At 54.7% G+C, this 13,489-nt stretch carries 5 protein-coding genes; all 5 read left to right on the top strand.

The annotated features are described in order from the left end of the window. Positions 1 to 3 precede the first annotated feature (3 nt). The 5 genes from ACAN54_RS29190 to ACAN54_RS29170 all read left to right on the top strand — a co-directional run bounded on the left by ACAN54_RS29190 (position 4) and on the right by ACAN54_RS29170 (position 13,092). Entirely contained in the window at positions 4 to 2,373 is a 2,370-nt protein-coding gene (locus ACAN54_RS29190) for a glycoside hydrolase family 3 N-terminal domain-containing protein (protein WP_379164104.1), read from the top strand. Next, positions 2,360 to 5,635, top strand: coding sequence for an alpha-mannosidase (locus tag ACAN54_RS29185; protein WP_379164101.1), 3,276 nt, complete (start codon positions 2,360 to 2,362; stop codon positions 5,633 to 5,635). Before ACAN54_RS29190 ends, ACAN54_RS29185 begins: the two co-directional genes overlap by 14 nt. A gap of 189 nt (positions 5,636 to 5,824) precedes the next feature. Then, positions 5,825 to 7,144 carry a glycoside hydrolase family 125 protein gene (locus ACAN54_RS29180; RefSeq protein ID WP_379164098.1) on the top strand — a complete coding sequence of 440 codons (1,320 nt, stop codon included), beginning with the start codon at positions 5,825 to 5,827 and terminating at the stop codon, positions 7,142 to 7,144. Further along, positions 7,141 to 10,314, top strand: a complete 3,174-nt coding sequence (locus tag ACAN54_RS29175; protein WP_379164095.1) for a beta-galactosidase — start codon at positions 7,141 to 7,143, stop codon at positions 10,312 to 10,314. Before ACAN54_RS29180 ends, ACAN54_RS29175 begins: the two co-directional genes overlap by 4 nt. Positions 10,315 to 10,341: 27 nt before the next feature. Beyond that, entirely contained in the window at positions 10,342 to 13,092 is a 2,751-nt protein-coding gene (locus tag ACAN54_RS29170) for an alpha-mannosidase (RefSeq protein WP_379164092.1), read from the top strand. Positions 13,093 to 13,489 lie beyond the last annotated feature (397 nt).

Below are 13,489 nucleotides of genomic sequence, written 5' to 3'. Positions count from 1 at the left end.
AGTATGAAATATAAAGAGCCAGGCAGACCGGCTCAAGAACGGGCGGAGCAACTGCTCGGACTGATGACCTTGGAAGAAAAGGCCGCACAACTGGTTCAGTCTTTTGGCTGGCAGGCCTATGAACATACAGAGGGAGCGATTACGCTCACGGAAGATTTTAAACGCCAAGTGGCGGATTCGGGCGTCGGTTCGCTCTACGGCATGCTTCGTGCGGATCCCTGGACCGGAGTGACGCTGGCAAGCGGATTGTCCCCGCGTCAGGGTGCGGAGGCAGTGAATGCCATTCAGCGCTATGCCATCGAGAACTCACGCCTCGGCATTCCGATCCTGATTGGGGAAGAATGCTCACATGGCCATATGGCGATTGGGGCAACGGTATTTCCGGTTCCGCTGTCGCTCGGAAGCTCATGGAATGTGGACCTGTACCGTGAGATGTGCCGGGCAGTGGCACTGGAGACCCGGAGCCAGGGCGGAACAGTTACCTATTCCCCTGTGCTGGATGTGGTGCGCGACCCCCGCTGGGGCCGGACGGAGGAATGCTTTGGGGAAGATGCCTATCTGATCAGCGAACTGGCGGTTGCCTCCGTCGAGGGACTGCAGGGAGAATCGCTGAGCAGTCCGGAAAGCGTTGGCGCTACACTGAAGCACTTCGCCGGCTATGGCAGCTCCGAGGGCGGCCGCAATGCGGGCCCCGTGCACATGGGCTGGCGCGAGCTGCTTGAAGTGGATCTGCTGCCGTTCAAGAAGGCGGTGGAAGCGGGTGCTGTTTCTATTATGCCCGCCTACCATGAAATTGACGGCGTGCCCTGTACGACGAATACCGCACTTCTGGAGGATATTCTCCGGGGGGCCTGGGGCTTTGACGGCCTTGTGATTACCGATTGCGGAGCGATCGAAATGCTGGCCGACGGCCATGATGTGGCAGAAGATGGACGGGATGCAGCGGTGCAGGCCATCAATGCGGGCATCGATATGGAGATGTCCGGCGTCATGTTCGGAGAACATCTCGCCGGCGCCGTCCGCAGCGGCAAGCTTGCGGTGGAGGTTCTGGACCGTGCCGTTCAGCGCGTGCTGGAGCTGAAGTTCAAGCTGGGCCTGTTCGAACAGCCGTATGCCGATCCGGATGCGGCGGAGAAGTTCATCGGCAGCGAGAAACACCGGGAGCTTGCCCGGAAGCTGGCTGCGGAGAGCATTATTCTGCTGAAGAATGAAGGCGGTACACTGCCGCTGGCTGGTGACGGGGGCGCTAACGGTGGCGTTGGCGGTGACAGCGGCAGGAAAGGCAGCGTCAGTGCGAGTGGCGCCGGCAAGATTGCCGTCATCGGCCCGAACGCCGATGCGCCGTATAATCAGCTGGGCGATTATACCTCGCCGCAGCAGCGATCCGGCATTGTAACCGTGCTGGACGGTATCCGCAGCAAGCTGGGAGCGGAGCGGGTGCTATACGCGCCCGGCTGCCGGATCAAAGGCAACGACAGAGAAGGCTTCGAAGCCGCGCTGGCCTGTGCCGCGCAGGCTGAGACTGTGGTGATGGTGCTCGGCGGCTCAAGCGCCCGTGACTTCGGCGAAGGTAGCATCGACCTGAAGACCGGGGCATCCAAGGTAACGGAGCATGCCTGGAGCGATATGGACTGCGGTGAAGGGATTGACCGGATCTCGCTGGCTCTATCGGGTGTGCAGCTGGAGCTGGTGAAGGAGATCCATAAGCTGGGCAAGCCGGTGGTCGTAGTCTATATCAACGGCCGTCCGGTGAGTGAGCCCTGGATTGAAGAACATGCTGATGCCATTCTGGAGGCCTGGTATCCCGGGCAGGAGGGTGGCCATGCGGTGGCTGACATTCTGTTCGGAGATGTGAATCCTTCCGGACGGCTGACGATCTCCTGGCCGAAGGATGCAGGACAGCTTCCGGTGTACTATAACGGCAAGCGTTCACGCGGCAAAAAATATCTGGAAGCCGATTCGCAGCCCCGATATCCGTTCGGATACGGACTGAGCTATACGAGCTTCAGCTACTCTGAACTCCAGGTGGAGCCGCAAATGATCACTGCAGAGGGAACCGCAACGACACGTATTACGGTTACCAACACGGGAGAACGGGAAGGTGCCGAGGTCGTTCAGCTCTACATCTCCGATGTGGCAAGCAAGGTATCCAGACCTGCGAAGGAACTGAAGGGCTTCCGCAAGATCACACTGGCTCCGGGAGAATCGCGAATTGTAGAATTTGAAGTCGGCGCGGAGCAACTGCAATATATCGGCCAGGATTATCAGCCTGTCGTGGAGCCGGGAGCTTTCAAGGTGCTGGTGGGCCGTCATGTCAATGATGTGCAGGAAGCCGCACTCGAAGTCATGGAGGGGTCACATGGAACGGATTAGAAGATTTATCCGCGAGCTGTCGGAACGGCAATGGCTGGAGCAGCATGTGCTGGAAGGATGGGATATTCAGGCTTCTGTATATACCGTGCCGGGTCAATATGAGGGGATGCGGCCTTATACCGAAGGCGGAGATTTCGAACTGTTTCCCAGTGTTCAGGGAATCACATACTTTTTTCGCCGCACGCTTGCGATTCCAGCGGAATGGACCGGGAAGCGTGCAGGTCTGATCTTTGAGTCAGGAGGGGAAGGTTTGTTGCGTATAAACGGGGAATCCCGCCAAGGCCTTGACCGGAATCACACCTTTGTAGCCCTGGAAGCCTCTCCGGACGGCAGACCGCTGGAGCTGGAAATCGAATTGTTCGATCCCATCCCTGAGCCGGTGGATCCGCTGAATCAGCAGGCGGTCATCCAGCCGCCGATCCGGGCCATCCGTACCTGGCTGGTACAGGTCAATGAGCCGGTACAGAGCCTGATGTATACCGCTGTTATTGTACGTGATGCAGCTATACTGCTGCCGGAAGAGGATATGCGCCGCACTCGGATGCTTGAAGCCTTGTATCGTATTATGGATAGTTTTTTGAAGCTGAGTGAGTCTGACGTCCATGAAGGAAGGGCTACGGCTGCCCTGGAAGAGATGCTGCGCGCAGACATTGCCAAGATCGGCGCCAATGCGGAAGGCACCATCCATATGGTCGGCCAGTCACATATCGACATTGCCTGGCTGTGGCCGGTGCGGGAGACCGTGCGGAAGACCAGCCGCACCTTTTCCACCGTGAATGCCTTAATGGACGAATACCCGGAATATCAATTTGCCCAGAGCCAGCCTCAGCTGTTCGAATATCTCAAGGAGAACGACCCGGTCCTGTTCGCGAAGGTCAAAGAGAGAGTTAAGGAAGGCCGCTGGGAGCTGGTAGGCGGCATGTGGGTAGAGCCGGATCTGAATATTCCAAGCGGAGAATCGCTGATGCGCCAGATGCTCTACGGTCAGCGCTTCTACCTGGAGGAATTCGGGCAGACCTCGGACATAGAATGGCTGCCGGATACCTTCGGTTACTGTGCTTCACTCCCGCAGATTATGCGGCATGGGGGTGTGAACTATTTCATGACCACGAAGCTCGGCTGGAATGACACCAATGTGTTCCCGTATGATCTGTTCCATTGGGTCGGCATTGACGGCACCCCGATGCTCTCTTATCTCAACCATGGAGTGAACGAGAATACGTTGCCGAAGGATGTGCATGACCATTGGCAATCTTTCCGCGAAAAGCGAATACACAACGAGCAGATGCTGCTCTACGGGCATGGCGACGGCGGCGGGGGCGTAACCCGCGAGATGCTGGAATACATCCGTCGTGCGGACCTGATGATAGGCCAGCCGGCTAGTACCTTCAGCAGTGCCGCAGATTTCTTCGCAGGCATTGAAGAACGGCAGCCAAAACTGCCGGAATGGCGCGGTGATCTGTATCTGGAGCTGCACCGCGGCACCTATACTACGCATGGCCGCAACAAACGGAACAACCGCAAGGCGGAGATTCTCTACCGCGAGGCAGAACTGTGGCAGACGCTGGCAGCCCCTTTTATGAAGCCGGAGCTGTTCAGTCTCGGCACAGAGCAACTGCATCAAGGCTGGAAGCTGGTGCTGCTGAACCAGTTCCATGACATTATTCCAGGCTCGGCCATCACCGAAGCCTATGAGACCTCGGAGAAGGAATACCGCGAGGTGTTCGGCCTGGGTCAGGCAGCACTGCAGCCGGGACTTGAAGTCTTGGCCGCACAGGTGGCAACAGAAGGAGAAGGCCAGCCCCACGTGGTGTTCAATAGCCTCAGCTGGGTTCGTGATGCAGTAGTTGCAATTCAATTGGCTAATCCAGAATCAACAGATACAGAACTATCAGATTCAGAAGGGGTATTGGCGGCTTTTGATGAGTCAGGAAACGTACTACCGCTAGATCTTGTGACCGGTTTGTCAGCTGAGGATGAGGCTTCGCACCAGACAACGGATCCATGGACCGCATATATACACGTCCCGGCAATCCCGGCTTTGGGGTATAAGACGATATGGTTGAGACGCGAAGAACGTATAGCGCCGGAGAGCAGAGAAGCCCGGAATGGGCTGGATAGCATGACAGCAGCGAAAATGTCAGCGGCCGAAACACCGGTGAGAATTCCAGACGTAGCGGCCATACTTGCGGGTGCATCCTCTGCACTGCCTGAACGTGCAGTCCTGCATGACCGCTGGGATACACCGCACTACCGCCTGACGTTCAACGAACGGGGTGAAATCACCAGTCTGTTCGACAAGGCGGCAGGTCGGGAAATTGTGCAGAAGGGCGGCCGCGCCAACCAATTCCACTTCTTCCATGACCGGCCGACCTTGTGGGATGCCTGGGACATTGACAGCCGTTATGAAGCCCAGCCTGCTGGCGAAGTAGAGCTGGTAGAGAAATACGTGCTGCACTCCGGCACAGTCCGGGATGTGCTGAGATTCCGCTGGAAGCTGGGCAAGTCGCTGATCACCCAGGATTTGATTCTGTATGCCCATGACCGGCGGATGGATTTCAAGACACATGTGGATTGGAATGAAGCCCACAAGCTGCTGAAAGTGGGCTTTCCGGTCGATGTGGTTGCAGACAAAGCAACCTATGAGATTCCATTTGGCGCGCTGGAGCGTCCGACGCATCGCAATACCAGCTGGGAACAGGCACAATACGAGGTCTGTGGCCACCGTTTTGTGGACGTATCCGAACATGGATACGGCGTCAGTCTGCTGAATGACTGCAAATACGGCTACGATATTCAGGGCAGCACCATCCGCCTGTCTTTACTGCGGGCGCCGAAATGGCCTGATGCCACTGCGGACCTTGGCTCTCATGACTTTACCTACTCGCTCTATCCCCACCAAGGGGATTGGCGGACTGCCCACACACTGCGCAAGGCTGCGGAGCTGAATCATGAAGTGCAGACGGCCGCAGCCGGCGGGAAGGCGGGGCAGCTATCACCCGCCGGAGCCTTTATCAGCTTTACAGGGCAGCATGTTGTGCTGGATACGGTGAAGCCTTCCGAGGATGGACAGGGAAGCATTCTGCGTCTATATGAATCCTCTGGAGGGCGTGAAACTGTGAAGCTGGCCTGGAATCAGCCGTTTAGTGAAATTTATATATCGAATGCTCTCGAAGAGCAATTGGAGCCTATAGTCCATCACCAGGGTGAATTTGAACTGCACTTCGCTCCTTTTGAGATTAAGACGGTTTACATGAAATAAACTTCTTTAAATATATGCTGGACTTAAATGAAGGACAGCTAATTAGTGTGCAAGATCCCGACAAAACCTTCTCTAGCAGAATTCCAGCCCATTTAGTTCCACTTATTCCACTTCGCTTCAACCTAAGGAATCTAATGGCGATCATATCGAAAAATAAACTACCTATTGAATAGAAGGAGTGTACCTTCCTTGGAACAATTCAGACTACCCAAAATCCCGATGCCAAAGCTCGGGCTGCCACAAGCCGTACAGGAGGTGCTGGCAGAGGCTGAAGAGAAGCTGGCTCACCGTCCCAAGCTGCTGCAGCTGTTTAAAAACTGTTTTCCCAATACACTGGAGACGACTACGAAGCTAATGGAGGATGGCACTACATTTGTCATAACGGGAGATATCCCGGCCTCCTGGCTCCGCGACTCTGTGGAACAGGTCATTCATTATGTGCCTTTGGCTGCCAACGACCCGGACCTGCAGCGCGTCATCGGCGGTCTGATCAAACGTCATATTCAGTACATCCACATCGATCCTTACGCTAATGCTTTTAATGAGTCGGCTAACGATTGGCACTGGAACACCACCGATGTTACCGAGATGTCCCCGTGGGTCTGGGAGCGGAAGTTTGAAATTGACTCCCTTTGCTTTGTTGTGCGGCTGGCCTATACCTACTGGAAGGAAACCGGACTTACCGATTTCTTCAATTCGGAGTTCAAGTCTGCCTTGCGGATCATCATCGATTTGTTCAAAAGAGAGCAGCGCCACTACGAGCAGTCACCGTACCGCTTTTCCCGCAATAACGGCATTCCTGAGGACTCCCTGCGTAACAGCGGTCTCGGCATGCCGGTGAACTTTACAGGGATGATCTGGTCCGGATTCCGGTCCAGTGACGATGCCTGCGATTTCCATTACAACATTCCCGGCAATATGTTTGCCGTTGTAGCCTTGCGGCAAATGCAGGAATTCGCCGAGTGGGTATTCCGTGACATGGATCTGCTGGCTGAGCTCAAAGAGCTGGAATTCGAGGTCGATTACGGCATCAAGCTGTACGGCATTTACCGTCATCCGGAATTCGGGCCGATTTATGCCTACGAGACAGACGGCTTCGGTAATTACTGCCTGATGGATGATGCCGGAACCCCAGGGCTGATCTCCATCCCGTATCTCGGCTATACCACGACGGATGATCCTATCTACCAGAACACCAGACGTTTTGCACTCAGTACAGAGAATCCTTTCTATTATGAAGGAACAGCAGCCAAAGGTATTGGCAGCCCGCATACACCGAAGAACTATATCTGGCACATGGCCTTGTCTATGCAGGGAATTACCGCACAGTCTGTAGAGGAAAAGCTGGAACTGATCGCTATCCTTGAGAGTACGGACGCAGATACCGGATTTATGCACGAAGGCTTCCACGCTGACGATCCCTCCGTGTTCACCCGCAGCTGGTTCGCCTGGTCGAACAGTCTGTTCTCCCAGCTTGTGTACCGGATGATGAAGGAAGGCCAGCTGTGAGTGCTGGTGCTGCAATTCTGTTTGTTGACCCGTTATTCCCGGGCTACACGGACGCCGCAGGACTGCTCCGGGAACAGGTGGAGCAGCAGGGGGGATTATATCATGCCGCCCATTACGCCCATCCTGTTCACATTGTTGATGCGGAGCAGCTGGCAGCAGCACTGGATGCCGCTGAGCCTGGCACATGCTTCATCAACCTTCACGCCCCTTACTTCCCCAAGGAAGCCTGGGGCTCCATCCTCGCCTACCTGAAGCACGGCGGCGGGCTGCTGAACATCGGCGGCGCACCGTTCAAATATCCGGTACGTGCGCAGAATGGTACCTGGCAGGCGGAAGCGGAGCAGACCGCCTACCACCGGCAGCTTCATATTCATGAAGCGCTTCGTGTGGACGGCGGCCGTGTGCAGTCGCTTGCTGCCCTCACGGACATCCCTTTGTTCGCAGGCTGCGAGGGCCTGCTGAACCCGGCGGACACCTGGAATCTGGTGCCGCATGTGACCAAGAGCAGCGATCTGCCGGAGCAGATGGGCGCAAGCGGCCCCATGGATACCCGGATTTATCCGCTGCTGAAGGGCATCTCTGCTGAAGGCCGCGAGGTATCTGCTCCCGTTGTACTATGGGAGCATGTCGGCGGTCCCTTCACAGGCGGCCGCTGGATCTTCATCGGCCAGCCGCTTACACCTGATTTCAGCGGTGAAGCAGGCTTGAAGCTGCTCGCAGACTGTACGGACTTCGCCGCCAAAGGCGTCACCGAATTATGGATCAAGCCGAATTACGCCTCTTATGAACAGGGAGAGCGACCAGTAATCAGCCTGCAGAGCCAGCGGCTCAGCCGTACCCGGACCGGGGGCGGTCAAGACAACTGGAGGCTTATCATCAGCCTGCATAAGCAAGGATCAGTTTCACCTTGTTTTGAACACAGCTGCACGATTGCCATCAGCACTGAAATGAACTTCCTCCGGATTCCTATCCCCGTAGAGCTTGAGCCGGGCCTGTACATTCTGATCTGCCGTGCCGAAGCGGAAGACGGCGAGCAGCGCGTGCTGCGCCAGGGCTTCTGGGGCTATGACGCTGCACTGCTGTCGGAGGGCAAGCCAATCACGGCCGGCCGTGATTATTTTCAGAAGAATGGTCGTCCGCTGCCGGTTGTAGGGATGACCTATATGACCTCGGATGTGGCGCGGAAGTTTCTTTTTCTGCCCAATGCTGCTGTATGGGACCGGGACATGGCGCAGATGAAAAAGGCAGGGATCAACTGGATCCGCACGGGCATCTGGACAGCTTACCGCAATATCATGCAGGTCGATGGCCATGCCTCTGAAGAGGTGATGCGGGCGATTGATGCTTTTCTGCTGACCGCAGGGAAGCATGACCTTCAGGTGACCTTTACATTCTTCTCCTTTACACCGGAGACGTGGGAAGGCAGCAATCCCTATCTGGACCCGCGCAGCGTAGAGGCACAAAAGCGGTTTATCCGCTCTATTGTTTCCAGACATGTTCACACAGCCCATGTGGATTGGGATCTGATCAACGAGCCATCGATGTTTGACCCGCCTCGTATCTTTTCGGACGGACCGAGCAGCGCAGGCGATATCCATGAACAGCAGGCGTTCTCCGCCTGGCTTGCGGAGCGCCATGGCAGCATTGCCGTTCTTCAGGAGCGCTGGAACATGACGCCGCTGGAGCTTCCAGATTTTGTGTCGGCACGTCCTCCCGAACAAGCGGAGATCAACTTCAGCATTCAGGACATTCACTCCGGCAAACGCGGAACCCGCTGGCTGGACTACTGCCTGTTCTCTATGGAGATGCACAATGTGTGGGCCAAGGAGCTGTATGATTCTATCAAGGAGCTGAACCCGGCGCATCTCGTAACTGTAGGTCAGGACGAAGCGCTAGGCGCACAGAGGCCTTCACCGTTCTTTTACGAACAGGCTGTAGACTACACAACCGTTCACACCTGGTGGCTGAACGACAATCTGCTTTGGAGCGGAATTTTTGCCAAAACAGAGAACAAGCCTAACCTGGTGCAGGAAACAGGAATTATGTATGTCGAAACCCCGGACGGGCGTGCCAAGCGATCTGAGGAAGAGCTTCGATCTATGCTTGAACGTAAGTATGCCTATGCGTTTGCAGCGGGCGGAGCAGGTGCTGTCCAGTGGATTTGGAACACCAACTTCTATATGGATAATGCTAACGAATCGCAGATTGGTGCACTGCGCGCAGACGGGACAGAGAAGCCAGAGGCCGATGTATCCTATGATTTTGGGCGTTTCATTGCAGAAAGCGGGTATCTTTTTGACGGACGTAAGCTTGAGGATATCGCGGTTATTTTCCCTTATTCCAATGATTTCTCCAACCGCAAGCTCGCTTATGATGCCACCACCCGGCTGACCCGCATCTTGTCCTATCAGCTGCGCCTGCCATTCCGTGCGGTTTCGGAGTATGGCCTGCAAGCACTGGAGGCTCAGCCGCCAAAGCTGATTCTCCTGCCTAGTGCACACAACCTGGATGATAGCGCCATGGAACAGCTGATTGGGTTTGTGGAACGGACTGGAGCGGTGCTTGTTGTAACAGGAGCATTGGGACTGAACTCCTACTGGCAGCCTTCGGGCCGGCTTGAGTCAGCCCTCGGTAAGCGTGAGCTAAGCAACGTGCGGCGTGAGGAGCGGATGAAGCTTGACGAGCGAACCTTTGCCGTATCTTACGGACAGCGCCGGATTGCTGAATTGGTCAAAGAAGTGCAAATCAGGGATGCAGAGCAAGCTACTCTGCCGACACAAGATGGCGATGCCGTAGTCGATCTCCCGCTTGGCAAGGGGCGTCTGATCTGGTGCCCGCTCCCGCTTGAGCTGAATGACCGCGATGAACCAATCGCCGAATTGTACCGCTATGCGGTGGAACGTTCATCTGTTCCTGCGGAGCTGGAGTGGACCCGCGGCGGTGATTTGCCGGGTATCTACGGACGGAAGCTCGAATTTGACGAAGGAGCACTTTATATTTTCGTATCCGAATATGCCTGGGATGCCGACGTTGAAGTTAAAGACCTGCAGACCGGTGTGAGCTACAGCTTCCGGCTGGAGAAGGAACGTTCTGTCCTATTTTCGGCAGATAAGCAGGGGCAGCTGATCTCTGTATACAGAGCGGGAGAAACTGCGATTACAATACACTGAGCAAGATTTAAGGGAGAGATGGGACTCATGACGAAGAAAAAAACTGCACATATCGTTTCCCACACCCACTGGGACCGGGAATGGTATTTGCCCTACGAGAAGCATCATGTCCGTCTGGTTCAGCTGGTGGATGCGTTGCTTGATAAATTGGACAGCAGTACAGCCTTCCGCAGCTTTTATCTGGATGGTCAGACAATTATTCTGGAGGATTATCTGCAGGTCCGCCCGGAGAATAAAGAAAGGCTGGAGCAGTATATCCGCGGTGGCCGGATTCTGATAGGTCCTTGGTACATTCTGCAGGATGCTTTTCTTACAAGCGGTGAGGCCAATGTGCGAAATATGCAGATCGGCCATCAGGATGCGTTGAAGTATGGTGAACCTTCCAAAATCGGCTATTTTCCCGATACCTTTGGTCTTGTCGGCCAGACGCCGCAGCTCATGCTCCAGTCCGGCATTAAGAATGCTTTCTTTGGCAGAGGGGTCAAACCTACCGGCTTCAACAACACCGTATCGGATGGCGGGTATGAGTCTTCTTTCTCTGAGCTGATCTGGGAAGGGCCTGACGGTTCCCGCATTCTCGGCATCCTCTTCGCCAACTGGTATTCCAACGGGAATGAAGTCCCGGCGGACGGGGCTGCTGCACGTGAATTCTGGGACCGCAAGCTGGCCGATGCCGAGAAATATGCTTCCACTGGTGAGCTGCTGTTCATGAATGGCTGTGACCATCAGCCGTTGCAGCTGGATTTGCCTGAGGCTATCGCCACCGCGCAGGCGCTTTATCCGGAGATGGAGTTCGTTCATTCGAACTTTCCGGATTACCTGGATGCACTGAATGCGGATTTGGAGCAAGTCGGACGTGAGCTTTCATCCGTTACAGGGGAACTGCGAAGCCAACGGACCGACGGCTGGGGTACACTCGTCAATACTGCTTCGGCACGTGTGTACTTGAAACAGATGAACCAGAAAGGCCAGACTCTTCTCGAAAAAGTAGCCGAGCCACTGGCTTCCATTGCGGCGCTCACTGGCAAGGAGTATCCGCATCACCTGTTTACCTACGCCTGGAAGACGCTCATGCAGAACCATCCGCACGACAGCATCTGCGGCTGCAGTGTAGATGAGGTGCACCGCGAAATGGTTACCCGTTTTGATAAAAGCCGCCACGTAGCAGAAAGTATCATTGAAGACAGCGCCAGATTTATTGCAGAGGCTGTGGATACTTCTGTTTTTGCAGGCACCCCTGAAGGTGAGCAAGCTGTTCCTTTTGTGGTGATGAACACTACAGGCTGGATTCGCACGGGCGCTGTGAGCATCGAGCTCGACGCGGCCCGCTTATACCTTCGTGAAGGTCTTGGCCTCGAGGAAACCTCACGAAGAATGAAGGAGTTTGATCTCTCCGGCCGGATATTGTTAGACGACAGCGGCAAAGTGCTGATCTGCTCCGTAGAAGATCTGGGTCTGGAATTCGGCTATGACCTGCCGGACGATCAGTTCCGTCAGCCATACATGTGCCGCCGTATAAAACTCACCTTCGAAGCCTCAGAGGTGCCTGCGCTCGGACTGCGTGCTTATGCCTGGGTTGCCGGGCAGGCAGCAGCTGATCCGGAGAAGGTCTCACTTATCCGTGGCGGCCATGTGCTGGAGAACGAGACAATCCGTGTTGAAGTTTCCCCAGACGGCTCTTTCAGTCTGAGTCACAAGCCGAGTGGAGCTATATACCGTGATCTTGGCATCTATGAAAATACCGGAGACATTGGCAATGAATACATGTACAGACAGCCAGATGGCGAGATTCCTTTGACTACCAAAGGACTCGATGCAGCTATCACTGTGCTAGAGGATACAGCTTACCGGGCGTCCCTGGAGATCAAGCATGCCTGGGAGATTCCTGCTTCAGCTGATGCTACCTTGAAAGAGGAACAGTTTGCACTTGTGTACTATCCGGAGCGTAAAGCTCAGCGCAGCAGTGAGACTGTGACACTGGAACTTCGTACTGTCATCTCACTGGAGCGTGAAGCCGAAGGGCTGCACATTGAGTCTACGATTAACAATACTGCGAAGGATCACCGGGTGCGGATGCTGTTCCCTACAGATATTCACACTCCAGTGCACCATGCCGATTCCATGTTTGAGATTGCCAGACGGGATAATGAGCCAGCGGAAGAATGGCAGAATCCGAGCAACACCCAGCACCAACAATCCTTTGTGGATGTGAGCGGCACAGAAATTGGCTTGACTGTAGCCAATCTTGGTCTGAACGAATATGAAGTACTGCGGGACGGACGTAATACGATTGCTGTTACTCTGCTGCGTAGTGTAGGGGAGCTGGGCGACTGGGGCTGGTTTCCGACACCTGAGGCACAATGTCTTGGCGAGCATACCGCGCAGTTAATGCTGATTCCGCATAGTGGGGACGGTATTACTTCTGGTACATATGCCAAAGCATACCAGTTCCAGGTTCCATGGACCGTTTTCCAGACGGGCGTCCATAACGGTGCGATTCCTTCCGGGTATTCACCTTTAAGCTGGAAAGGTACAGAAGCCGCATTTTCCTCCATGAAAATGAATGAAACTACCGGTGACCTCCTGCTGCGCTGGTACAACATGAGTGAGTTGCAGGCTCAGCTAGAAGTAGGGCTAGAGCTCCCACATGAACATTTGTACTGCACAGGGATATTAGAAGAGAGAACGGCTCCGCTGCCTCATTCGGAAGATACCCAGTATCAGCTGGAACTCGGGCCTTGCGAAATTGCCACATTCGGTATCCACTTAAGAGCTTAAATGTTTTTGTCCAAAATATCCCCCGGCGCTTCCCTGCCGGGGGATATTTAATAGTTCACTGGGATCCTCGGTATTCACCTTCTTGAATCGTAGGTCGTCTTATTTACCATAGGAGCTATAACAATGTACAGCGGACAGATTTGTTCGTATGTCACTCAGCCGCCTAGACCCTAGACCTGAAGAGAGATACGATCTGGGACATAAGAATAGGATTTGAAAAAAAACTAAAAGTAAAGCTTGCATTCAAAACTTGTACATGGTATATTCTTATTCCGGCCAAGAAATAGTAACGCCGAGCTCGAAATGAAGTTGAAAAAAAGAGCTTGCATTCATCGGTCGGACATGATATATTATAAGAGTTGCTGGTGACGAGATAAACGGCGCCGACAACGAGCTT

Source organism: Paenibacillus diazotrophicus, from assembly GCF_042610465.1.
The sequence above is the reverse complement of the archived record's forward strand: the minus strand, read 5'-3'. Positions and strand labels throughout refer to the sequence as shown.